Here is a 26114-nt window from a genome sequence, read left to right on the forward strand (position 1 = left end):
AACGACTGCAGTGAGCCAGTCGTCATTACTTGGACTTACCTCTGATCAAGCCGCTCAGCCTGATACTACCGATACACCAACAAGTGCCTCTTTACTTTCAAACGTGGGCAGCGCTACCGATTCAGTAACTCAAGCTGATGCAGCGAGTGCGCTTACAAACCAATTAGCAATTACTAATACGGCTGCAAACTCAGTGAGCTCTGCACTGCAAGTAGGTGATGCAATTAATACCAGTAATGAAGTTGTAAGCAGTGTTCAGCAATCTTTAATTGCCAGCGTGCAAGATAGTACGGTTAGCAGTTTACAAAGTACGGTACAGCAAAGTGTTAGCGGGCAGGTGAGTGCAGCGGTCACTGATCAAATTAGTAACGATGTAGCACTTAGCACCGCAAGTGAAGTAGTTACCAACATTACTAACGATTTAGACTTAGGTCTTTAATACGCCCTAAGCGTGTTTGCACAAATGCCGAATAGGGAAACCTATTCGGCCTGTTGGAGAATAAATATGAAAGCAGTTATAACCGCCACATTGTGTGTTTTTAGTGCCCAAGCGGTGCTTGCACAAACCAACCACGTTAAAACACCTGAGCAAAATAAACCCTTTAAAAGTAGCTTTGAGCTAAATGCAGATGCAGAAGTTGGGGTATTAAGCAATTCAGCGCTCTCTGTTCAGGAGCTTGACGATATTTCGTCGCAAAGCGACAGCGGCATAAAAACCGCAGCCGGTGTTAATGCAAAATGGCAATTAACCAAAGGCGCTAAATTAACTTCAAGCTACCGGTTTGAACAGCAAGACTACGATGAATTTGATCAATACGATTTAGACCTTCATCAATATGGTTTAGATGGCAGCTACAGCTTTAATAGCCATGAGGTAGGGGTTCGTTACGATGGCACAAAAGCAAATGTAGATGGCGAACCATTTTTACATTTTAATCAAGCCAGCGCTTACTATGGCCATTTTTTAAACCCGCATACGTATTTACGTATGAGCATAAAAAACAAAGCTAAACGTTTTGCTACTGCAAAAGCACGTAATGCTGATGGCGTAGGTGCCGATGTAGCGCTTTATCATTTTATAAATAATGGGCAAACCATGCTAATGGCAGCGCTAAGTGCCGATAAAGAAAACGCCGACGACAACCAGTACGACTTTAACGGCTACGGCTTTACTACAAAAGTTACGCACAAATTTACGGCCTTTAATGTGGCTAATAAAGTGGGCGCAGGGTGGCGTTATCAAAATAAAGATTACGACGAGCAAACAACGGATGACTTTTTTGAGCAAATACCGTCGCGAGATGAGCACCGAAATGTAGTTAATGCGTTTTATAACGTAGCTGTGTTTGAGCACGTAACACTAATAGCCGAGGCTGAATATGGCGATTACCAATCAAAGCTTAGTAGCAATACCTATACTCAGTCGGTTTTATCGGCGTCAGTTAAAGTGCACTTTTAGGTGGGTAAATGGCGCCATAACCAAAGGTGGTGTCTTTGCCTTGCTCGCCTAAATCGACGGCCAGCGATGTAAGCTCGTTAAGTGCTTTGGTTTTATTATTACCATGCTTTAATAATAAACAACTTAATGCCGCGCTTACATGCGGCGCCGCCATTGACGTACCCGACTCCCTACCAAATTTTCCATTGCCTTGGCTTGTAACAACATTTACACCAAGGGCTGTAAAGTCTATGTAATCGCCTTTATTTGACCATCTATAAATGTGGTTTTTTGAATCGATAGCACTTACCGCTATCACGCTTTTATACGCACCTGGGTATAACGGCTGCGACGCCGGCCCTTGATTACCCGCAGCAGCTACAATTAATACGTTTTGTTTTATTGCTGCAGTAATACTTGCTTCTAAAATTGCGTTATTTGGCCCCGTTAGGCTCATATTTATTACGGGTATTTTATTACTAACTAGCCAGTTAAGTGCTTCTACTATGGCAAATAAAGTAGCCCCTTGTGCATATTCAGATTGCCTATAAAACACCTCGGCACTGTAAAGCTTGGCACTGCCTAAAAGCGGGTTAAGTTTTGCGCCTTTACCTGTAATTAGCCCTGCAATGGCGGTGCCGTGTAAATTTGGCGAGCTTAACCCTTTAGGTAAAAAGCTTTGCGTGGTGATATTGGCGCCTCTAAAAGCACTGTGTTTGGTATTAATAGCGCTGTCGATCATGCCAATTTTTACGCTTTGTGTGCAGTAAGGAGCAACAGGCTTATTTTGTGTTACTTTCACGCTAGGCTCGCCTGTTTGCGCTTGGTAAATGTGGTTTCGGTCAAGTATTGCAGACTCATCTAAGTTAAGCGCTTTTAATAACTCACTTTTAGAATTAACACCTTGGGGTACGTTAAAGCGCACTAAGCTCATGTTAAGTGCGTTGTAATTTTTTACCGATACAATGGTTACATTTTGCTGCTTTAGGGTATTAAGTTGTTGGCTATTTGCCATTAATAACCATTGGCGCTCTATTGCTCTAAAGCCGTTTTCAAGCTCTACTTCAACAAATGCAGTGTTTTGGCTATTTATATTAATGTTAAGCATATTAGGTAAGCTGCTAATAGGCTCACTTATTTGCGCTTTTAGTTCATCAATCGATATTTGTGGAACAGGCACCGGAAGCGGCAGGCGTTGTGCTCGCTCTATAGTTTGCTCAATACGCTGCTCTATTGGGCTTAGCTGCCCAAGCACCTGATCGACTCTTACTATGTTGGCTGAACTCGTTGCGCTAAATATGCAAAGCGAGGCGGCTATTATGTGTTTAACGCGTGTGTTTTTAATATTCATAGTGGGTTACTTCTATTAAATTTATTATGCTGGTTAGTTAACGTTTAACACATAGAAATATTTCATTATTTAAATTATTTTGATTATTTGGGAATAAATGTTTTTTTGAATCGTCTTCTTTATAAAAGGGGTAAAAATCAATGAACGAAATATTAAAAGCCTTATTGCCCATGCTTAGGCGTTTTGCCTATTCGCTAACGGGTAGTAAAGCAGATGCAGACGATGTAGTGCAAATAACAATTGAAAAACTATTAGTAAAAGGCATTCCGGATGACGTTGAGCCTGCTAAGTGGGCATTTAAAATTTGCCGTAATGTGTGGATAGACGAATACCGCTCACGCAAGGTAAGGCAAAATAAGGCTCAGGCCGATATTTTACCAGAGCCAATATCAAGTAATGAGCACCAAACACTCGAAAACAAACAAATGCTTAAAAATGTAAATACAGCACTTGGGCAATTACCCGAAGAGCAACGCGCCATAGTATCGCTGGTGGCACTGCAGGGCATGGCCTATAAAGAAGTAGCACATACGCTAGATATACCTATAGGCAGTGTAATGAGTAAATTATCGCGCGCACGCAGTACACTTTATAACTTAATAAAACCCGACTTTAAAAAGGAGCAAGTATGAACATTAACGACGAAACTCTTAGCGCCTTTTTAGACTCAGAGCTAAGCGAGGACGAAATGGAGCAAGTGCGTAAAGCCCTTGAAACCGATGATGCGCTAGTAATGCGACTTGCAGAATTTAGCGAAGTAGACATGCTAGTAAAGGAGCACGCAATAAGTATTGACGACGCACCACTTAGTGACTCGTTAGCTAAAACGGTTGCAAAGCTTGATACAACAACGACAAAAAACACGTTAAATAGCAATGTAGTAACGTTAAGGCCTTGGCAAAAGGTTAAGCAGTCGGCTAATAAAAGTTTAGCAATAGCTGCAAGCGTTGCCGTGGTATTTGGTATTGCAATGACGAGCTATTTACAACCCAATGAGTCGCAAAATTTAGTAGCCAGCAATACCGCCTCAGCCCTTAACACACAACTAAGTAGTGGTGTGTTTGAGCAAAGTGATGGCTCAGTATTTAGTGCGCAGCTTAGTTTTAAAAATCAGCAAGGTGAGCTTTGTAGGCAGTATGCACTAAGCTCAAATAATACAACGCAAACAAGCATTGCTTGTAAAACGCAAAGCGGTTGGCAAATTAAAGCGCAAACAGCCACGCAGCAAAGTAACAATGGCGCGCAATATCAAACGGCGTCTAATAACAGTGAGTTAGATGCTGTTATAGGTAGCATGATCAGCGGCGCACCACTAGATAGAGCGCAAGAACAGCAAGCAATTAGCGCAAAGTGGCAGTTAAACAAATAATAATGTGTATAAAACGTGGTGAACTATGAAAACATCTATTTTAATTATCAGTATTTTACTTATGGCGGGCTGTGCATCTAAACCGGATTACCGCGCCGCGAATAATGGATCGCAAGGTTATAGCGAGCAAAAAATTAGCGACGATCAATACCGAGTCGAGTTTAAAAGCGTATCAAACAACGTAGCCGATGCCGGTGACTATGCATTATTACGCGCGGCTGAGCTTACACAAGCGCAAGGCTACGACTGGTTTGTTGTAACTAATAAAGAAACCTTTGTTGAGTCTAAATCGCAAGCTCCTGCGTCATCTATTAGTGCATCACAAAGCCAGCAATATGAGCGAAGCTGTGGTTTATTAACTTGCGAAACACGCGCTAGCCCAACAAGCAGCGTAGGCGTACAGTTAAGCAACAATGATAAACGCAAAGAAGTGCACACCCTGATTGATATTAAAATGGGCAAAGGCATTAAACCAAGCGAAAACAGTTTTAGCGCCCAAGACTTAATTGAAAATTTAAGCAAAAAGGCGCAAAAGTAAGCGTTTGGTAAAAGCGCTTGATATAAGCACTTAGCTTGTTTTAGCTAAGTGCTTTTTTCGTGGTAAAAAACCAGTAACCAACATAGTACCCACAATGACAAATAATGCGCCGAGTAACGTATTTGGCCCAATTTGCTCATCTAAAATTAAATGTCCCCAAAATATGCCAAATAATGGAATTAAAAATGTAACCGTGAGTGCTGAGGTTGGGCCAATATCGTCGATTAATTTAAAAAATAAAATATAAGCAAGTGCAGTACACATTACTCCTAATACAAGTACACCTAGCATAACGTTGGTGCTTGGTATTTCTCGTATTGGCATAAATAAGATAAGCGGCAATACCATAAAGCTTGAAGCCCACATTGAGCCATGGGCGTTATCGAATGGGGCCAGTTTAGGCGCGTTTTTAGTGTAATGCGATGCAATGGCATAGCAAAGTGATGCGCTTAATGCCGCTACTATGGCCAAAATTGATTGGCTATTTAATACAAAATGATTTTGCCCAACGAGTATTGCAACGCCTATTAAGCCAAGTAGTAAACCAAGCACCATACTTTTATTGGGCTTTGTTTTCGTCCATAAAATTCCAACTACAACACCCCATATTGGTGTTGTAGAATTTAAAATTGAGAGTGTGGATGCGCTAATAGTTTGAGCTGCGTAAGCAAAAAATAAAAACGGAAGAGCAGAATTAAACGCGCCTATAATAAAAAAGTGTTTTTTATGTTGGATAAACGCTAAGCGGCGTTTTAAATACAAAGCAACAATAAATAAAGTAACTGCAGCAAAGCCTACTCTTAGCTCAATTAATACCGCAGGCCCCAAGCTATTTGCTGCCATTCGCATAAATAAAAAAGAAGCGCCCCAAATAGCGGCCAGAAAAAATAATCGCAGTAAGCTTGCTAAGGTCATGATAGTATTTTAATTATGCTGATTGGTTTTTAGAATAACAGGGTTTATAAAAAGAGTAAGCCATATTCGGAACTGGCATATAAAAATAATAAATTAAGGATAAGAATGAAAACGTTCTCAGTAGTTTCTATGGTATTTATCACTTTTTTGGGTGGATGTAATTCAAGCTCAATCAACCTTTACAGTGATACCACCATGAAAAAGAATGAATACAATGGTATTAAAGCGTATCGAAAAGGACAGTTTGAGGCCGCTTTCAATTATTTAAAAGAGCCTGCTGGGCTAGGCTATAAAAGCGCACAATACACGTTGGCGTTTATGTTTTTGAAAGGCCAATACTTGGAGCAATCTACTAAACTAGGGATGGGCTGGCTAGGCGTTGCAAAAGAAGCGGGGGTTGAAAATTGGTCTGCGCAATACGATGTATTTTACAGTGCAGCGACTACGCAGCAAAAACAACAAATAGACGAAACAGTTGCGTTGTATATAACGCAATTTGGCGTTAAAGCACAAAATATGACCTGTCGTCGTTCAACTTCGCCTAGACGTACATTTGGTGAAGTTAAAATTGATTGCACTAAGCACGAAGGTAGCGTTACCGAGCACGACATACAAATAATAGAATAGAGTTATGGCTTTTCTAGCTTTTTTTCAAAGTCGCTTTTTACAATATCGAGTGCTTTTAAGACCTCTTCTGGAGCAACATCGTGTTGCTCTAGTATCATAATTAAATCTACTGCAAGTTTAATATGTGTAGGGGCTTGATCAAGTGGGCTTGTCATTTAATTCTTTCTTTTTTGATATTTGGCTAATGGCGACATTTATTGCTGTTTGCACACGTTGTTCCATATGTATGCGTTCTGATTGCGGTAAATAAAACGCCATATCTACATCGTAGCGAATATATCGTGGCGGGAGCTGATTTAGTACCGTACAACAAAAGTCAGCCATTACATCTTCATCATATTTTTCATCAAGTTTAAGTTTGATGATTTCTTCAACTACAATCTTTTCGTAATAGTTGTGTATGTCTTCGTGTAATCGCATATTCCCACCGCTTTAAAATAATCCGTTTAACTGAGTCTATACTAAGGCTTACTATAAATCGATAGCGGCTTTAAATAGTTGTTTATGAACATTAATTAGTGAACTCAAATTACGCTGATAACCGCCACCTAAAGCGCACATTAGTGGGGTTTGATGTTGCTTACAGAAGTTGAGAACAAACAAGTCGCGCTCATATACGCCATTGAGCGATATATTAAACAAGCCTAACTCGTCTTTAGTGTAAATATCAGCGCCTGCATTATACAAAATAATATCAGGGTTATGTATGCGCACGCAAAAATCGAGTGCTTGCTTTAATGTAGCAAGGTACTCATCGTCGGCTGTTTTAGCGGGCAATGCAAAATCGTAAGTGGACTCTTGCTTATTACGAGGAAAATTTTGCTCACAATGAATTGAGCAGGTAATAATTTGGTTATGGTTTTGAGTGATTTGTGCTGTGCCATCGCCTTGGTGTACGTCGCAATCAAAAATTAAAACAGTGTCGGCTTGCTCTGTATTTATTAAATGTGCTGCTGCAATAGCTAAATCATTAAAAATACAAAAGCCACTGCCAAAATCACTATGAGAATGATGATAACCACCGCTTAAATTGAAGGTTAGATCGTGACTAAAAGCCGCTTCAGCAGCTTGAATACTCCCGCCAATAGATAAAAGAGTACGCTCTACAAGTTGTTGCGAATAGGGAAATCCCATCTTTTTAATTGCTTTATCGCTTAGTATTCCATTTAAAAAGTCATCTATATAACGTTGGCTATGACATAGCGAAAGTTGAGATTTAGTTGCTTTTATAGGCTCTTGAAAGTGAATAGCCGAAACACCTAGATTTTCTATTTCGCTTTTAAGTAACTTATACTTTTGAATAGGGAATCGATGACGTTCTGGGAGTATAAGGTCTGAATACAATGGATGATAATAAAGCTGCATAGTAAAGTTCGGCTTAACGCAGCTGCTGTTTTTCTACTTGTTGTATTTTGTCCTCGGTGGCAGAAATTGCTTTTCTGCAGCGGCCTAATCGAGCATGTGTGCTTAATATTTCAAGGTTAAGCTTTTGTGCTTTAGCTGGCGAGGCTTTATCCATTTGCATTTTACGCTCTTCAATCATGAGCACTAAACGGCGTTCAAACTCATGGTTTTGTTTTAATTCGTCGTAAAGCTCGTGCGATGATTGCATTATTTTTTGTACCGCTTGCTTATAAACGGTTTGCTTAGGGCGTGGTTTATAATGGCTTTTGTTTTCTTTAACCCAAATAGGCGTTGATTTAATAACGTTGAATACAGCTTGTACCTGAGCTCCTATACGTTCAAGCGCGTAGGTATAAGCATGGCGATGCTCACTTGGCGGTAACCTTGACACTTCATCTTCTATTTCTATTACGTAATCGACTAGGTTCATGCTTTTTGTACTAAAAACTGCGCGGTCAAACAAGCTAGGTTGCGCTTGCATGTAACGATTTTTAGAAAAAAGTTTAGCTTTATCAAATTGCTCAGCTTGTTGTTTTAGCGTTGCAACTTGTTGACGTAGTTTATCTAAAGCCATTGAATGCATATTAAAAGTAAGCCTCGTAAATTAGTTTTAATGCTAAAAGTATAACCATAGTATTAAATACAGGGCGAATAAATTTACTACCAAAACGTATTGCTGAATGTGCTCCAAACCATGCGCCTAGCATAATAAAAAAGCCCATTGTTATGCCAAGTAAAAAGTTTACATGTCCGAGTGCTACAAAGGTGATGAGCGATATAAAATTAGAAACAAAGTTCATTGAACGCGCTAAACCACAATTGAGTAGCAAGTTCATTTTATAAAGCATGCCATTAGAAGCGGTCCAAAATGTCCCCGTACCTGGGCCTGCTAAACCATCAAAAAAGCCTAATGCTAAACCCTGTAGCCATTGTTTTATTTTCATCGCTTTGTTTAGTTTAGGGAGTTCATCGCCTTCGGTAGTACTTAAATTACCAAATAAGCTATAAGCGGCAACTAAAATAATAATAATGGGGAGTAGTTTGTTTAAAAAATCGATACTTAAATGATCAACAATAAGAGTGCCTATCAATGCACCTATTGCAGTAGCAATAATGGAGGCAGCCCAAAACTTTGGACTAAATAAGTTCTTTTTATAGTATGTATAGCTTGCCGTTAACGAGCCAAAACTTGCTGCTAGTTTATTGGTTCCTAGTGTTAAATGCGGAGGTAAGCCAGCTGTTAGTAAAGCGGGCACAGTTAACATGCCACCGCCACCGGCGATAGCGTCTATAAAACCTGCGGCAAGTGCAACAGCACATAAAACAGCCCAAGTTGTTGGATCGAGTGCGAGTTCAAACATTAATAATCTATTTGTCTTTTAAAAGGTGGTAGAGTGTCGAGCATGGCTTTACCGTATCGCTTAGTAACTAAGCGCCTATCGAGAATAGTAATACAGCCTTCATCACTCTCTTTTCGCAGCAGTCTACCACAGCTTTGTACCAATTTCTTTGCGGCGTCTGGTACGGTAATCGTTAAAAACGGGTTACCGCCTTTGCTTTGTACAAATTCTGCTTGCGCTTCTTCTATTGGCGAAGTAGGTACAGCAAACGGAATTTTGGTAATTATTAAGTTCTCTAAATATTTACCAGGTAAATCAAGACCTTCCGAAAGGCTCTGCGTTCCAAATAAAATACTGCCTTTGCCTTCGTCTACATTTTTGGTGTGTAATTTAAGCAACGCTTCTCGCGACATCTCACCTTGTACTAATAAGTTAAAACCTTTTGTTCTAAGAAACTTTGTTACGTGGTCCATTTGCCAGTAAGAAGCGAATAGTACAAGGTTCGCTTTTTTATCATCTAGGTACTCTGGTAATGTTTTAGCTAGGTGATCACTAAAGTCTTTATCGGTTGGTTCTACTTTAGATACCGGAATACGTAAAGTGGCTTGTTTGGGGTAATCAAAAGGAGAAGGTACTTTAATAAATTTAACGCCTTCTTCTTTAGCAAGTCCTGTTTCGTAAGCAAAGTGATCGAACGAGCCGAGTGCACTTAATGTAGCAGAGCACAAAACAGCGCCCGCGCATTCTCGCCACAATTTATCTTTTAAGTAATAACCGACCTCGATAGGGCAGTCGCTTAATAAGTGGTCGTGATGGCTTTTGTATTCAAGGCGTTTTATCCACCGTGCATGAGGAGCACCTTCGCCTTTTTTTGCGTAACTAAACCATAGTTTGTTTAGTTGTTCTAACCGGTTTATGTATTGACCGCTTTCGCCTAGTATTGGGTCGGCAACGTGAGGTTTTATGTCGCCATCACTTACATCTTGGGTAAGGGTGTCGTGCATTTTGTTTAAACAGCGCAGCGCATCTTGCGTGGCTTCGCTTATGTCTTTTGCTTTACTGTGCAATGATTGTGGAATTTCACCGTGTTCAAAGCGATAAGTATCGTCTTTTGAGTATTCAAAATCGGCATTATCAAGAATGTCGCGCACTACTTTTAAATCTTTATTCGCGTCATTAATGCTGTCGCAAAGTTTAAAGTTTTGCCCAATAGCTCTTTGCCCCACTAAAACCTTCGCCATTTTCCCGCTAAACTTGGTGAGCTTATCAAGCCATTCTATCGTGCCTTTAATTGTTGCTGCGGCCGATGAAAAATCGCGTGTTATATGTGCTAAATGATGCGCTTCATCAATAACGTAAATGGTGTTGTCGGGCTCTGGTAAAATTTTACCACCGCCTAAGTCTAAATCGGCAAGTAATAAAGAGTGATTAATTACCAGTACATCCATTTGCATTAATTGATTACGCGCAAGCTGAAACGGGCACGTTTGATGGGCCTTCATTTGGCGTTGGCATGAATGTTTATCGCACGCTATTAAGTTCCACACTCTATCGGGTACGGTATCAGCCCAGCTGTCTCTATCGCCTTGCCATTTTTTATTCACATAGGCGTTATATAGCTCATTCAAACACTTGGTTTCCATTGCGCTCAATGGTGAAGTAAGCGTTGGCATAAAGTCCATTTGTGTTTGGCTATCGCCGTTTACAGCATTATGTAATTTGTGGGCACAAATATAACGATGGCGACCTTTTACTAAATCAAATTTAAAGTCGAGGCCTGAATGCTTTTTAAAAAATGGGAGTTCTTTTGCTATTAATTGTTCTTGCAGTGCAACGGTTGCGGTAGAAATAACTAGCTTCTTTTTTTGCGCTAAGGCAAGCGGTAATGCGCCTAAACAATAGGCAAGAGACTTACCGGTACCGGTGCCTGCTTCAATTACGCAAATGCGCTGCTTTTTATGGTATTCGCCAGCAAGCGTTTTTGCTATTTCGGCTACAAGGTAGTTTTGACTGCTACGAGGGCGATAATCGTTTAGGTTGCTAGCCACATGCTGGTGTACTTGCCTAATTGTTTTTTTTAGTGAGTCAGAAAGCATGGGATGATTTACCTAAAGTATGTATATAATTACAGTGCTATGGATTTTAGAGTTATAAGAGTGTAACTACAAGAAGTGATGAGATTAATTTAGCAAATAAAGTATCTGAGTGTTTATTTAGGTTGAATGTATGGCTTTAAAGCATTTTGAATTAAGTAAAAACTTACATATATATGAATAAGGTTTAGTAATAATGTACTTAACAGCCGGTTTTATTGTTTCTTCTCATGCTTATGATACTGCTAACGGCATCTGCTACGAAGCGTGGTTTTGCAGTGATAAAGGGCCTATAAAAACTATATCAGTTAACGAAAATGCGCTGTTTTTTATCAAAAGTAAAGATGCTGAAATAGCGCATGAAATATTAGCAGCTGAGTCACTTATCTTTAATATTAAAAGTCTTGGGTTAAAAAACTTTCAGCAAGAAGATATGTCGGCCTGCTACTTCAAATCACTTAAACATTTTTATTCTGCTGCTAAAGCTTTAAAGCAACGTGGAGTTGTATTATTTGAAGAAGATATTCGACCAATAGAGCGCTACCTAATGGAGCGCTTTATAAAAGGAGGTGCTTGGATAACGGGTAATGTTTTTTATCAAAATGGTTATACATTAGTAACAGAGGCAAAATTAAAAGCAAATGATGAGTATTCCCCAGCTCTTAATAAACTCTCGTTAGACATTGAATGTAACGAAAGTGGCGTTTTGTTTTCTGTTGGACTTGTGGGCTGTAATTTAGACTGTGTTTTAATGATTGGCGAGCCAGATAGAGAAGCTGAAAACCTAGAGTTCGATATTATTTGGTGTGTAGATGAGGCTGAGCTGTTAAGGGGGGTCGAGCATTTTATTAAGCTTAGCGATCCTGATGTCATAATTGGCTGGAATGTAATTGAGTTCGATTTTTCGGTTATTCATGAAAGAGCGGAAGCACTAGGCATTAAGTTATTACTGGGTAGGGGAGATCAACCTTTATATGTTCGTAAAGGACACTTTACTCGAGTATCGATCCCTGGGCGATGTGTGGTTGATGGAATAGACACTTTAAAAAATGGTACATATAGTTTTGAGAGCTTTTCTTTAGCTAATGTTTCAAATCAAGTGTTGGGTGAGTCCAAATTAATAGACACGGCTAATAGTCTGCAGGAAATTATTAGGCAATTTAATGAAGATAAGCTTTCTTTAGCAAAATATAATCGACAAGATTGTATTTTGGTAAATAAAATTTTTGATAAATTAAAGCTACTCGATTTTTCTATTATAAGAACAAAGCTCACAGGATTAGAGCTTGAAAAAAAGGGCGGCTCTGTCGCTGCTTTTATTAATATGTATTTACCATTACTGCATCGCAGCGGTTATGTTGCCCCTAATATGGGCGATCATGGACTTACATTTGAAAGCCCAGGCGGTTATGTAATGGAGTCTATTCCTGGGCTTTATAAAAATGTCATTGTTTTAGATTTTAAAAGCTTGTACCCCAGTATTATGCAAACTTTCTACATTGATCCACTTGGACTGATAGAAGGTTTAAAAAATCCAAACCAAAGTGTGCAGGGTTTTAATGAAGCCCTATTCTCGCGAGACAAGCATCACTTACCTTTACTTGTTAAAAGCTTAGCGTCCCAAAGGCAGCTCGCCAAAGACAATCAAGATCAAATGCTTTCTCAAGCAATTAAAATAATAATGAATAGCTTATATGGTGTTTTAGGCTCAAAAGGGTGCAGGTTTTACGATCCTAGGTTATCTAGCTCTATTACGTTAAGAGGGCACGAAATAATGCTACAAACTAAAAGGTGGATAGAAGAGCTTGGTTATAGCGTTATTTATGGTGATACCGATTCTACATTTATTAAGTTGGATGATGATTTAACCCACGACGAGTGTAATGAAATTGGCGTGTTTTTAGCTAAAAAGATAACTACAGATTGGATTAACGAGATTAAACAAACGCACAACTTAACAAGTCATTTAGAAATAGAATTTGAATCTCTTTATAGCCCTTTCTTTTTGCCAACCATAAGGGGGAAGCTAGTTGGCTCTAAAAAGCGCTATGTCGGTAAATTAATTAAACCAAACGAATCAAAACTAGTATTTAAAGGATTAGAAACAGTAAGAAGTGATTGGACTAAACTTGCTCAACAATTCCAGTTCGACCTATTTACTAGTCTTTTTGATGGAAATTTAAATATAAATGACCTTGTTAAAGACTATACAACAAAGTTATACCAAGGTGATTTTGATCATTTACTCATTTTTAAAAAGAGATTAGGTCAAAACTTAATCGATTATAAAAAAAATATCCCCCCTCATGTTCAAGCAGTTAAAAAACACCAGAAAAAAAATAGCGAATTTACGGTCAATAGGGGGGAATTTGTTACATTCGTTTACACAACTGCTGGAGTTGAACTGTATCAAGGCTTTCATAGCTATGACTATGCAATTTATGTAGAAAAACAGATTGTACCGTTAATTGAAATGATTGGTCTTATAGTGAACTCAAATGTTGCTTTAGGGTTAGGTTTTCAAGGGGGGCTATTTTGACTGTACCCAAAATGGCAATTATCTTGGGTTTTTAACCTGCATATTTGTAATTAATTCTAATTTAGCTCGTTATTTATTCTTTATATCGTTTTAATCTTCTTTTTTGCAAAATCCCATTAACTTTTATTGGCTTTTTAGTGGTTTTTGTTTATTATTTGTTTTAGTTACTGTTAACTAACTGTAACTATAAAAATAAATAAATAATGATTGCTACGATTAAGTAGTGACACCAGGGAGAATCAAATGTTAAATAATCAAGTAGCTAAAGCGGTGCGTATTGCACTTGCTTTTGGCGCAGCTTCAACAGCTGTTTTTTCAGCAAATTCTTTTGCAGCTGAAGATGAAATAGAGAAAGTAGAGCGTATTCAAGTTACTGGTTCTAGAATTAAAAGAACTGACTTAGAAACATCTAGCCCTGTAACAGTAATGACTGCTGAAGAAATTAAGTTAAGTGGTTTTACTCGTGTTGAAGATGTTTTAAATCAACTTCCACAAATAGAAGCTGCTCAAAGTTCATTTTTAGCTAATGGCGCAACAGGTACTGCAACTGTTGATTTACGTGGCTTAGGCTCAAACAGAACCCTAGTGTTAATTAATGGTCGTAGAATGCAGGCCGGTAGCATAACGTCTCAAGTTGCTGATATTAACCAAATCCCAGCCTCTTTAATTAAACGCGTTGATGTGCTAACAGGTGGCGCAGCTGCAGTATACGGTGCAGATGCCGTAGCTGGTGTTGTTAACTTTGTTATGGATGATGAGTTTGATGGTATTTCACTAAATGTGGGTACATCTGGCTTCCAGCACAACAATGATAATAAATACATGCAAGGCTTGATGGATGATAAAGGCTATGACTACGATACAGGTAATACTGGAATCGATGGTAAAGCTTACAGCATCGACTTTACTGTTGGTGGTGGATTTGATGGCGGAAAAGGTCATGCCGTAGGTTATGTTACTTATAACCGTCAGAACGAATTAGTACAAGGTACTCGCGACTACTCATCGTGTGCTTTGGGTGGTAATGGTCAATCATGTAGTGGTTCTGCTACAACACCAAATCCTCATTTTGATATTTATCCGGTTGTAGATGGTGAAGTTGATTACGATCAGAATCTTTTTGGTTATTTGAATCCAAATGGCCAAGGTTTTATGGAAGATGATGGCTACCGTTATAACTTTGCACCGGTAAACCACTTCTTACGTCCAAATGAGCGCTTTACGTTTGGTACATTTATTGATTACGAAATAAATGAGCACTTTAGACCGTATTTAGAATTCTCATTTATGCACAACAGAACAGCTGGCCAAATTGCTGAATCTGGTACTTTTTATAACGAAGAAATCTTATTCGATTATAACAACCCATTGTTATCTGATCTTCAAAAAGAACAGCTACAAACTTTATTTAGCCAAGACGGCGATGATCAATTTGTTGCTTATATTGGTAAGCGTAACGTTGAAGGTGGTCCACGAGAAGATAACCTTGAGCATACGTCATACAGAATCTTAACCGGTATGGAAGGTGAGATTAACGATAGCTGGTCTTACGATATTAGCTATAACTACTCTGCAACAACATCAAGCTCAGTTTATAAAAATGATTTACTTTCGCCGAAAATTGCTCCACGCGTTGGTGCTGTAGGTACAGAGTGTGATACTGCAGATGGTTGTTTATTATACAACGTATTTGAACTAGATGGTGTTACCGCAGAGCAGGCAGCACAATTAGCTGGTGTTGGAACACAAACAGGCTTAGTAACGCAAATTATTTATAGCGGTTATGTTACTGGTGAATTTGATTGGACATTACCAACAGCATCAACTCCTATCGCTGCAGTGTTCGGTTTTGAGCGTCGTGAGCAAGATTACGAACGTGTTTCAGATACTGTTTATGAAGAAGGTCAACTGCTAGGTCAAGGTGGTCCTTCTCCGAGCTTGTATGGTGCTATTGATGTAAATGAAGTTTATGGTGAATTACAAATTCCTGTACTTGATGAATTAAATGTATCTGCTGCTGCTCGCTGGTCTGATTATTCAACAACAGGTTCAGATACTACATACTCAATTGGTACAGATTACACGATTGCAGATGCATACAAATTAAGAGCAAGTTATGCAAAAGTTGTGCGTGCACCAAATGTTGGTGAGTTATTTTCTGCACAAAGCATTAGCTTGTGGAGTGGTGATGACCCTTGTGCTGGTGATCCAAATGCTGCTGCTGTAGGTGACCGTCCAACTTATTCTGCTAGCCAATGTGCTAATACAGGTGTAAGTGCTTCACAGTACGGCGGTATTGGTGAGTCTCCAGCTGGTCAATATAATCAGTTCGCTGGTGGTAATCAGTTACTTGAGCCAGAAGAAGGCGATACAATCACAATCGGTTTAGTTGCAAATCCATTAGATGGATTTAACTTCTCAATTGATTATTTCAAAATTGAAATTGAAAAAGTAATTGGTGTTGTAGGTGCAGAAAGAATTATTAACAACTGTGCTGAAACAGGCGATGCATTCTTCTGTGACAATGTTACTCGTAGCCCATCTGGCAGCTTATGGTTAGGCCAAGCTGGTTTCGTTACAAACTTGAGCGATAACATTGGTGGTCAAACATGGGAAGGTGTTGACTTTACAGCAGCTTACAAAATGGACCTAGAAGAAGGTGCGTTAAACTTTGATATTAATGGTTACTACAGCATTCAAAAAGAAGTTGAACCTATTTTAGGTGATGCGGAATTAGCTTACGATTGTTCAGGCACTATTAGTACAGACTGTTTTGCATCTCCAAAATGGCGTCACACGGCTAATGTAAATTACCTACGCGATGATTGGCGTGTTGGTGTTAAATGGCGTTATTACGGATCTGTAGATTATGAAGGAACTGCAGATACGTTATTAATTGATGATGGCGGTATTGAAGCATATAACTTTATTGATGTTTCAGGTAGCTACTCATATAACGAGCATTTAACCTTTACTGGCGGTATGAATAATATCTTCGATAAAGAGCCACCGTTAGTTGGTAATACTGTAGCTTCTAATGCAAACACAGTTGCAGGTTTTTATGACACGCTAGGTCGCTTTGTTCATGTAAGCTTTAATCTGAAGTTCTAACTTTAAGTTACAGCTAAATAAAACCCATAGTGAATTTCACTATGGGTTTTTTAATTTAAAGCTATTAACTGTATTAGTGTGATTAATAAGAAATCAATCACCCATCGAATTTGCTCTAAATGAGATACTCGCCAGTTATTAAATGTACTAGATCAGACTCGATCTGACAGTTACCCGTTTATTAATCGGTGACTGTCAGTTTAGATTTGAGCTAAACTTTTCTCAGCCTAAATCGATTTTCCGTCTAATAATTTTTCTAATGTTGTTCTACACAGCACATTTTCCCCTGATGAGTTCAGTCATTATTTTAGTAAACCATCCATTCGTCTAGATCCTTCTGTAATTCATCCAGTGAACTATATAGTTTTTTACGGAATGTCACCTGATAAAACTCTTGCAATATCGTTTTATGGAAGCGTTCGCAGATACCGTTCGTCTGCGGTGATATGGCTTTAGTTTTCGTATGGTCGATATCGTTGATAGCTAAATAGAGCTGATAATCATTTTAAATTTACTATTTCTATCTGGTTGTAGTTCACTGAGTGAAGACTCTCTAAGCAGTAATGAAAATATGGCATGCGAAAAAATAGCGGTGACAGGTAGTAATATTAAAAAGCGTACATGCATGTCAAAAGAGTTGGCAGAAGAAAGACGCAAAAAAAACCAAGAGGCAATGAGAGAAATTAACAAAAGAGGGAATATTTACCAAGATAGGAACTAATTTTACTACTAAGTTTAATTGCAATACTTTAACTTATGTTTGAAATCTTAATGTGTTTGTACTAATAATAATACAGATAGGTTATCTATGTTAAGTAAACTATTTGCTATTAAACTTACCCCTCCTCCAAGCTACACTATTTCATTGATTTTCGACTATCTGCCAAACCTTGTTAACGTGGTAACTTTGTATTTAGTTGGTGCTTTCTCGTATTTCAATAACGTATGTTTTACAAAATTATTATATATTATTTTTCTATTTGCTCGATTAAGTGGTTGATTTTGATGGTAATAAGTTTTTTAAGTGATTTGTAATTTATAGCTTATTTATTCTGAGTAATTATAAATTTTAGTTGTTCTATTTATAGCGATAATTATTTTAGAGGCTCCCGCCAAAAGTATCTGTAAATATGAATATAGAGGATATCCCGCATTACACTTAAGAGGGGGCAACTCTTCTTAAGTACATTAAATATTACCAGTTAAGGCCGTATCAAATACATGCAGCTTATCTGATAATTTTGCATATTTTAACTTTGATTTTACGGTCGATGTGATACTCAAGTGAATATTATCAAATTAGTAAATAAAGAGATGGTTTCAATATTATTAGAACAAGTATTAAGGAATAATATTGGCCAGTTAATAACCAAATGTTCAAGCACTACCTTCACAATTGAGTTGATAATTTCCTGTCATTAAACAAACACTCATCAGTCGATGCTCTTTTCGAGTATAAAAATGATAATGAACATTTTTACGACATATCAAAGAAAGTTTATTTATGATTTGCAGCTGGCTAGATCAATAAATCAGGTTAAACGCGATGTAGGCGAAATTACAAAATAATATAACCAAACTTGTAATCTGACAAGTGTACCTAATAGTTCTAAATTGAATTTTCAAACAAATTAAATGCGGGCAGTAGTAGGTATTTACATAAAATCCACACAGGAAGCTTGGTTATAATCTACCTACCCTGAAAAGATCAGGATAAAATTTAAGTGACTACTTCAAAAGGTTTTTTCACATATCTAAGCATAAAATTAACAACTCAGATTGCAAAATAAGGAAGGAGTAAGTAATTATGTATGTTTATACATTAATTGGGTCAATTCCTATAATAAATTTTACAAGCATACTATAAGTCATATACTCGAAAAGACTAAAGTAATCGCATATACATCTTATTGTTAAGGTATAGAAGTGAGGCTATCTAGTTGATAGTAAAGTTATTTTTATTCAACCTTAAATAAAAGAGACACTTTTTTAAACCTGCAGCTTTAGATAAGTCTACTAAATATGAATGTTTTTATATATTTTAGCGATGCTTTGTTACAAATCTTTACAAACATTCAAGTTATTGTTATTAAAGTATTTTATTTTAAGGTGATATAAGCTTTAAATATACACATATTACTTTTTCAATAAAATCAGCTGCTTACTGTTGATTTTAATGTAATGGTGAAAGATACATTTGTTATTTTTGCTGGTTTAAAGTTAATAATGTGTTGACCTCTTTGTTTCTCTAGTACTATCATCCGTCACACAATAAAGTCCTACTGTACCTTCATATAGGCATTTTTAGTCTTATTAAGTGGCTTTATTGCGCATTAATTTTAAAAATTAAGCATAAATAATAAAATAGTATTCTAGGGAGAATCAAATGTTAAACAATAAAATTTCAAAGGCAGTTCGCTTAGCGATTGCTTTTGGTACAGCATCAACGGCTGTTTTCGCTGCAAATTCAATTGCGGCAGAAGAAGGCGTTGAAAAAGTAGAACGTATAGAGGTTACAGGCTCGCGTATTAAGCGTTTTTCAGAGGTTTCACCTACTCCTGTAACTACAATTACTGGCGAAGAGCTATCTAATGCCGGCATCACAAACATCTCAGACTTGTTACAAAAGCTGCCTTCATCTGGCGTAGGCTCTGCACCTACAACAACTACTAACACTATTTTTGGTGCGGGTATAAATACTACAGATCTTCGTCAGCTTGGAGAAGGTCGTACTTTAGTACTTGTAAACGGTCGTCGATACGTAGGTGCTTCTGTAGATAATCCTGCGGTAGATTTAAACGGCATTCCGACTGAAATGATTGAACGTATGGATATTGTTCATGGCGGCGCGTCAGCAGTTTACGGTTCAGATGCAATTGCGGGTGTAGTTAATATTATTTTGAAAAAGTCTCAAGATACTATGGACTTCAACTACAAAAAATCTATTACAGAACAAAGTGGTGGTGAAGAAGAGTCTTTTTCATTCACGTTTGGTGGTGAAAGCGATAAAATAAGTTTTATTACGAGCTTATCTTACTCAGAAACAGAACAGCTTGAAGCTCAAGACCGTGACTTTCTTCGTAACCCAGTTTCTGGGATGTTAAACCCTGATAACGTTTCTGACACGGATGGAATTCCACAGAATATTTTAGCTACAGGTGAGTTTGCCGGTTTGCAAACACTAGGCTATTACGATCGCGCAGGTGATGCTTTCTTACCTGATGGCCATGTTGTATTTGGTGATAATGGTGAGTTTAGTCCCGTTATAGTTGGTGGTGTAACAAGACCTGCGCCGAATAATCAACTTAGATATTTTGGTGACGGCTTCTCTAATGGTTACAAATTTATTGAACATCAAGATCTTGCAACACCACTTAATCGTTTCAATGTTTTTACAAACATAGTAAATAATTATGCTGATGATCATTCAATGAATTTTGAAGTTTCTTTCTCAAAAGCTAGTGCTTATGCAGAAAGTAGCCCAATTTTCCTTGCTGAATCGATTCGTTCAGATAATGCATTTTTAGACCCAGCTGCTAAAGCACAATTAGATGAAGCTGGTAGAGATTCAGTTACAATTTATAAGCTTGCTTCGGGTTTTGGTAATCGTACCTATGAAGATGATCGTACAACACTTAATACAACTCTTTCTTTCCAAGGGTTACTACTAGAAGAGTTCGATTACGAAGTATATTTTAGTTACGGTCGTAATAAAAACGACACTACATGGAACGGTGAATTCCTTACTGAGAACTTTAACAAGGCTATTGACGCGGTAGAAATTGACGGAGCAATTCGTTGTGCTGACCGTGATTCAGATGGTTCTTTAGTTGGTGCGTTAGATGGTTGTCAGGCATTAAGCCTGTTCGGTCTTAATGGTGCATCTCAAGAAGCTTTAGATTACGTTACTACCTCAGCATCAATTTCTAAAGTTAAACAGCAGCAAGTTATTGGTGGTGTTATTTCAGGTTATGCTTTTGATATGCCTGCCGGTGGTGTTTCTTTTGCTTTAAGTGCTGAGCATCGTAAAGAAACTGGTTCTAATGAACCTGGTGCAGCAATGCAGAATAATCTAGTGTTTGGTAACTTTGTAAAAGCATGGGATGGTGAATTTACAGTTGATGAAATTGGTGTTGAAATGTCAGTTCCATTATTAGTGGATGCACCATTTGTTGATTCATTAAGCCTTGAGTTAGCCGCTCGTTACATGGATTACTCTTCAGTGGGCGATAATGTAGCTTGGAAGGTAGGCTTTAACTATGCAATGAACGATGAACTTCGTTTCCGTGGTACAAAGTCTAAGTCGGTTCGTGCTCCATCATTATCTCAACTTTATTCTGCTGGTACTCAGTCATTCGCGTCTTATGGCGATCCATGTGACCAAACTAATATATCTACAGCGAGTGATAGCAAAAAAGCAAACTTAATTGCTAACTGTCAAGCTGCAGGTATTCCAAACCCAGGTACTACAGTTGGAGATTGGAGACCATCTGATGATTGGCGTAGTGTTACTCCACCAAGTGTGAATTCAGGTAATGCAAACCTTCAAGAAGAAACGTCTGACGATACATTATTTGGTGTAATTTATACCCCAACTGAAAATATCACGTTAATTGCAGATTATTGGAGTTTTGACGTTGAAGATGCAATTAACTCTTTAGGTGCACAGCGTGTTATTGATGATTGTTACGAAGCGTCTAGTTTAGATAATAGTGCTTGTGACTTAGTTGACCGTGATCCTACGACTCTTGATATTTCTGAGGTTCGTAATGGACCATATAACTTAGCATCTTACTCTCTTAAAGGTGTTGATTTAGAAGGTACATACAAGTATGAAACGAGCTACGGTTCATTTAACTTCCGTTTACTAGCAAGTTACCTTGAGCATAGAGAGTTTAATACAGATGTTTCTAGCGAAGGCTATGAACCAACACCTACAGTTGGTGAAGTAAGATACCCTCGTTGGCAGGGTAACCTAACGGTAGGCTATACTTACGATGATTTATACGTAGGTATGATTGGTAAATACCGTCATTCAACAGTATTAGACAGAGAGTGGACTGCTGAAAATAACAACTATAATGATGTTCCTTCTTATACAGAATGGTCAATAAATGGTCGTTATACTGTTAGCGAAATGCTTGAAGTAAGATTAGGTGTTTCAAACTTATTTGATATTACACCTCCTAGAAATCCTGGCACATACGATGAAGGTGAGTATTACGACGTATACGGCAGACGTTTCAACTTAGGACTAAACTTACGTTTCTAATATCTTTAGTAAATAAGTTTATAAACGAAAGTGTTTAATATTAAAGCCTACTGAAATTTCAGTAGGCTTTTTTTATATTTTACTTGCCCTAATATGTGTTTATACCAACCGGCTTATATATGGGGTTTATTTAACGATAAGTAAATTTCGCTATAACTAGGCAAAAATTTTTTATATCTAGTTGATATTACGTTTCTTTAGACTGGAAATTGTTGGATTTACTTAGCGGTTCTTCAGAAGTTTAAAAACATAATGGATATCAACAAAAGATTATCTTTCATTACTTAAGCTGAAAATGTGGTGGTTGGATATATTATTTGGTAGTACAGCCCTCAACCTTGATCATATCTGATATGCCAATTACTGTATTGATAGAGTGATTACGTGCTTCAAAGCTACGTTAACAACGTCTTCGTATCCTTTAAAAGCCTATTCTAAATTTATTATATTCTAATCTAATGAATAGGGTGGTGCTTTAATATCTTTGAGTATTAAAGCTATCAGCAGCATCACATTACATTACGCATAACAGCTGCAACTCTTTCATTTCTTCGTTTAAGTATTAAGCTTGCGTCACTTGCCTAGCGTCTTTATCTATACAAGGAGTTATTAGCACTCCTAGCTCGCTGACTTACTGATATAGACTAAGCATTTATACATATTTAATAGTAATTACTACAAAAAGTGACTCAGATATCTTAGTTAGCCTGCTTTCTGTGCACGATTTTGGAAATCAATGAAAATATAGCTTTATGGATTTTTTCTTTTTTAGAAAGGCCAAGTAGTACTTTTTCAGATAGTTGAATAGCTATAGTTGTCTCAATCATTTTTGTTAATTTTATGTAGGTAATTTATTTTTTGCATGCTTTTACACCTACATAATTCGCCACAATAAGGAAGTAAGTAACTTGTTTGAGGCGAGACTTAGATATGATTTCTTCAGTAAATAGCACTTATTCTAAATCAAGTTTTTGCAATAATGCAATAATGCAATAATGCAAAAAGAGCATTGTGTTTGTTTTTTGTTACTTTAAGGTTTTGTAAATAAAGGGTTTTATTTGGTTAGCCAAGTGTTGACCTTTTGCATAACTTGGGACTACTATTCAAATCGAAACAGGTACTGTGATTAATTACAGACCGTTTTGAAAACAAAATAATTAAAATAGTATTCTAGGGAGAATCAAATGTTAAATAATAAAGTTTCAAAGGCAGTTCGCTTAGCGATTGCTTTTAGTGCGGTATCCACCGCTGCTTTTTCTGCAAGCTCTATGGCAGCAGAAAAAGAAAAAGTTGAGCGTATAGAAGTAACTGGGTCTCGCATTAAGCAAGTTGATATGGAAACATCATCACCAGTAACTGTTATTACCGCTGCAGATCTACAATTATCAGGTGAAGCATCAGTTGCTGATGTTTTAAATAATACTTCTGTAAATAGCTTTGGTTCATGGCGTGGTATGTCTGGCTACGGTAACGGCGCAGCAGCAACAAGTAATATTAACATGCGTGGCCTTGGGGCTGAGTACACATTAGTGCTACTTGACGGTCGCCGTATGCCTGGTACAAGTTCGTCTTCAGGCGCTGCCGCAGATACTTCTCGTATTCCAATGGCAATAGTAGAAAGAATTGAGATTCTTCGTGAAGGTGCTTCTGCTGTATATGGCTCAGATGCTGTTGCAGGTGTTATTAACATTATTACAAAAAAAGACTTTAACGGTTTAAGTTTTTCATATGATACTGAGCTACCTAGTGCCGAAGGTGGTGATACAAATCGTTTTAACGTAAGTACAGGTTACTCTGGTGAGAAAGGTAATATTACATTAACTTATGAATATTATGATGCTGAATCAGTATACGATAGAGATATTTGGAAATTAAATGATGAGACTTATGCTGATTATTCGTCATTTAGCTCAGTTCCAAATGGTAATGGTGCTAGTGGTTGGGTTACAAGCCCTACTATGTGTGCAGAATCAAATAACACGGTTGATGGTGGCACTCGCTGTTTATATAACTATGGTGCAGTAACTAAGTTATTTGGTGATACTACTCAGAACTCAATGCTTTCAAATTTCAATTATGAATTCACTGATAACTTAAAGTTCCGTGGCCGCGCAAGTGCATCACTTTCTGAAACTGATTCTCGCTATGCAGGTACACCTGTATCTACAAACCAACCAACTATGTTGGCTGATAATCCTTTAAACCCTGTAGGCGAAGATTTAACTCTATACATGCGCTCAGCTAACATTGGTGAGCGAGATACTCGTACTGAAATTAATAGTATTGATTTCTTAGGTGGTTTAGTCGGCTTTGTAGATGTTGCAAATGGTATTGACTGGGAATTTAATGTACAACACAGCCGTTCTACAACTAACTCATTCAATACAAACCTGATAAATGATGATGTTGTTCAGAAATTAATTGATAGCGGCGAATATGATATCTTTAATACATCAGGAATGAGCTTTGCTAACTGGGATAGCAGCATGAAAGACTTGTATGGGCAAGCTGCTCACACAGGTGTGTATCAAGCTCGTTTTACAAGTACTCAATTTGATACGGTAGCATCTACATTATTGTTTGATAATGGTGATGTTTCGATTGCTGGCGTAGTTGGTGCTGAATTTGAGCAAGTAGAATTTGAACAAATGAGTGACCCTCAATCGGCTTCAGGTCGTGTGTCAGGTGGCTCAGGTGGTGACGATGTTAATGCAGAACGTGATAGAACATCTGTATATTCAGAGCTTCAAGTAAACCTACCATACAATGTTGATATTAAAGCAGCTGTTCGATACGACAAGTACGAGCAAGAAGGTGACGTTGGTTCACAATTTGTATCAGGAACATTCGATAATGTTGCCCCTCAAATTGGTGTTGCATGGCGTCCTTCTGATGCGCTATTAGTGCGAGCTAGCTGGGGTGAATCGTTCCGTGCACCTAACATGGGCGAAATGTTCTCTAGTCAGGCACTAAGCTTCGAAAAAGCTTACGATACAATTTGGTGTGATACGCAAGGCAATGCAGGTTCTGATGCTATTTACTGTAACCCAAATGCTTCACAGCAACATAAAACTTGGTTTGGTGGCAATCCAGATCTTGAGCCAGAAGAAGGTGAATCATTTACAACAGGTTTTGTTTGGAATGTAACAGATGACTTATCTGTAGAGCTTTCTTACTATAATATTAAGTTAGAAAACAGAATTGCAGCAGTAAGTGTTGAACGTCTATTAAAAGACGAGCAAGACAATGGTTCTAACCCTGCAGTAGTTCGCGATCCAAATACAGGTCGTATTGATGTAATGTACAGCTTTGACCAAAATATGGCGAGTTTAGAAACATCAGGTTTTGATTTTAAAACAGCTTACATGTTTGAATCTAGCATTGGTAACTTCGCTCTTAAAGGTGAGTTAAGTTATGTAAGTGACTTTGAAGAAGTAACAGAAGAGGGTGCTGACGCATTCGATTACGCTGGTTTACAAGAGTACCCAGAGCTTCGTGGTAATGTTACTTTTGATTGGACTAATGATGCATTTGGTGCAGCATGGACTACATACTACATAGGCGACCAAGACTCAGGTAATGAAGAGTATGGTGTAACATATTTAGCTGATATTCCAAGCTATATTAAACACAATATCCAAGTATCATATAACCATGAGTGGAATGGTAAGTTTGTACTAGGTGTGAACAATGTGTTTGATAAAGAAGCACCACAGCTAAACGATGGCACTAGAGGTTATCGCGATGCTTCAACATCATTATATGATGTTTTAGGCCGAGCTGTATTTTTAAAAGTTGAACAAAACTTCTAAAAATCGTTTATAGATTATGTTTCGTCTTCAATACGTTGACGATTATAAAAAAAGGTCAGTTGCTTATGCTTCTGACCTTTTTACATTTGGTTTGCAATTTTATCTTTAAAATTTTAATTATGGTTTGTATGTACTTACTGGCCCACTTTATTTTTAAGTTTGTTACCTTGTGATTTTCCGATTATATTCACCTGACACGAAAAATAGATAATGTGGTTTTTAATTGAGTCGAAGTAATGATATTTGCAAATTACATATAAGTTTTTAGCTGCTTTATTGTACTGAAAGCTGGCATTTATTATTCA

The 26114-nt window shown here is 37.7% G+C and carries 17 protein-coding genes and 1 pseudogene; 9 read left to right on the top strand and 9 right to left on the bottom strand.

Features of this window, described 5'->3' with window-relative positions; translation table 11 throughout:
• Window positions 1-505: 505 nt before the first annotated feature.
• Window positions 506-1459: a surface lipoprotein assembly modifier gene (locus L659_RS0112605; RefSeq protein ID WP_024590766.1), complete on the top strand. Its 954-nt coding sequence runs from the start codon at window positions 506-508 to the stop codon at window positions 1457-1459.
• Here L659_RS0112605 and L659_RS0112610 read toward each other — a convergent pair.
• A complete protein-coding gene (locus L659_RS0112610; RefSeq protein WP_024590767.1) occupies window positions 1443-2789 on the bottom strand; it encodes a S8 family serine peptidase in 1347 nt (448 codons plus the stop codon). The two genes, L659_RS0112605 and L659_RS0112610, sit on opposite strands and share 17 nt — an antisense overlap.
• Window positions 2790-2929: 140 nt before the next feature.
• Here L659_RS0112610 and L659_RS0112615 point away from each other — a divergent pair, with 140 nt between their 5' ends.
• Genes L659_RS0112615 through L659_RS0112625 form a run of 3 tightly spaced genes read left to right on the top strand, consistent with a single transcriptional unit; the run spans window position 2930 to window position 4696 of the window.
• Window positions 2930-3421, top strand: coding sequence for an RNA polymerase sigma factor (locus L659_RS0112615; RefSeq protein WP_024590768.1), 492 nt, complete (start codon window positions 2930-2932; stop codon window positions 3419-3421).
• A complete protein-coding gene (locus tag L659_RS0112620) occupies window positions 3418-4158 on the top strand; it encodes a hypothetical protein (RefSeq protein ID WP_024590769.1) in 741 nt (246 codons plus the stop codon). Before L659_RS0112615 ends, L659_RS0112620 begins: the two co-directional genes overlap by 4 nt.
• Window positions 4159-4183: 25 nt before the next feature.
• Window positions 4184-4696 carry a CC0125/CC1285 family lipoprotein gene (locus L659_RS0112625; RefSeq protein ID WP_024590770.1) on the top strand — a complete coding sequence of 171 codons (513 nt, stop codon included), beginning with the start codon at window positions 4184-4186 and terminating at the stop codon, window positions 4694-4696.
• Between the two features lie 30 nt (window positions 4697-4726).
• Here the strand turns inward: L659_RS0112625 and L659_RS0112630 are convergent, their stop codons facing one another.
• Window positions 4727-5611, bottom strand: a complete 885-nt coding sequence (locus tag L659_RS0112630; protein WP_024590771.1) for a DMT family transporter — start codon at window positions 5609-5611, stop codon at window positions 4727-4729.
• A 105-nt stretch (window positions 5612-5716) separates the two neighbouring features.
• On the opposite strand from L659_RS0112630, the gene L659_RS0112635 reads away from it, so the two are divergent.
• On the top strand, window positions 5717-6238 hold the full coding sequence (locus L659_RS0112635) for a sel1 repeat family protein (RefSeq protein ID WP_007584047.1): 522 nt from the start codon (window positions 5717-5719) through the stop codon (window positions 6236-6238).
• Between the two features lie 2 nt (window positions 6239-6240).
• Here L659_RS0112635 and L659_RS1000000123460 read toward each other — a convergent pair whose 3' ends face one another.
• Genes L659_RS1000000123460 through dinG form a run of 6 tightly spaced genes read right to left on the bottom strand, consistent with a single transcriptional unit; the run spans window position 6241 to window position 11078 of the window.
• Window positions 6241-6393 (bottom strand): DUF2496 domain-containing protein, encoded by a 153-nt coding sequence (locus L659_RS1000000123460; RefSeq protein ID WP_007584045.1) that lies wholly within the window; start codon window positions 6391-6393, stop codon window positions 6241-6243.
• Window positions 6377-6658, bottom strand: a complete 282-nt coding sequence (locus L659_RS0112645; protein WP_024590772.1) for a late competence development ComFB family protein — start codon at window positions 6656-6658, stop codon at window positions 6377-6379. Before L659_RS0112645 ends, L659_RS1000000123460 begins: the two co-directional genes overlap by 17 nt.
• A 51-nt stretch (window positions 6659-6709) precedes the next feature.
• Window positions 6710-7603 carry a histone deacetylase family protein gene (locus L659_RS0112650; protein ID WP_024590773.1) on the bottom strand — a complete coding sequence of 298 codons (894 nt, stop codon included), beginning with the start codon at window positions 7601-7603 and terminating at the stop codon, window positions 6710-6712.
• Window positions 7604-7616: 13 nt separating this feature from the next.
• Window positions 7617-8225: a primosomal replication protein gene (locus tag L659_RS0112655; RefSeq protein ID WP_007584039.1), complete on the bottom strand. Its 609-nt coding sequence runs from the start codon at window positions 8223-8225 to the stop codon at window positions 7617-7619.
• 1 nt (window position 8226) lies between these two features.
• Window positions 8227-9003 (bottom strand): TSUP family transporter, encoded by a 777-nt coding sequence (locus L659_RS0112660; RefSeq protein WP_024590774.1) that lies wholly within the window; start codon window positions 9001-9003, stop codon window positions 8227-8229.
• Window positions 9003-11078 (bottom strand): ATP-dependent DNA helicase DinG, encoded by a 2076-nt coding sequence (gene dinG, locus L659_RS0112665; protein WP_024590775.1) that lies wholly within the window; start codon window positions 11076-11078, stop codon window positions 9003-9005. The genes L659_RS0112660 and dinG overlap by 1 nt, the downstream gene beginning before the upstream one ends.
• Before the next feature lie 193 nt (window positions 11079-11271).
• Between dinG and L659_RS0112670 the strand changes: the two genes are divergently transcribed.
• Entirely contained in the window at window positions 11272-13614 is a 2343-nt protein-coding gene (locus tag L659_RS0112670) for a DNA polymerase II (protein WP_024590776.1), read from the top strand.
• Window positions 13615-13857: 243 nt separating this feature from the next.
• Window positions 13858-16725, top strand: coding sequence for a TonB-dependent receptor domain-containing protein (locus L659_RS0112675; RefSeq protein ID WP_024590777.1), 2868 nt, complete (start codon window positions 13858-13860; stop codon window positions 16723-16725).
• A gap of 227 nt (window positions 16726-16952) precedes the next feature.
• Here L659_RS0112675 and L659_RS1000000123465 read toward each other — a convergent pair.
• A pseudogene (locus tag L659_RS1000000123465) lies at window positions 16953-17230 on the bottom strand (integrase core domain-containing protein); the annotation flags it as partial.
• A gap of 1881 nt (window positions 17231-19111) precedes the next feature.
• On the opposite strand from L659_RS1000000123465, the gene L659_RS0112685 reads away from it, so the two are divergent.
• Together L659_RS0112685 and L659_RS0112690 are read left to right on the top strand one after the other, a co-directional pair.
• Window positions 19112-21997 carry a TonB-dependent receptor plug domain-containing protein gene (locus L659_RS0112685; protein WP_024590778.1) on the top strand — a complete coding sequence of 962 codons (2886 nt, stop codon included), beginning with the start codon at window positions 19112-19114 and terminating at the stop codon, window positions 21995-21997.
• A 1184-nt stretch (window positions 21998-23181) separates the two neighbouring features.
• A complete protein-coding gene (locus L659_RS0112690) occupies window positions 23182-25809 on the top strand; it encodes a TonB-dependent receptor (protein WP_024590779.1) in 2628 nt (875 codons plus the stop codon).
• Window positions 25810-26114 lie beyond the last annotated feature (305 nt).

Origin of the sequence: Pseudoalteromonas sp. S8-8 (assembly GCF_000497875.1) — a bacterium.
Lineage (GTDB): Bacteria > Pseudomonadota > Gammaproteobacteria > Enterobacterales > Alteromonadaceae > Pseudoalteromonas > Pseudoalteromonas arctica.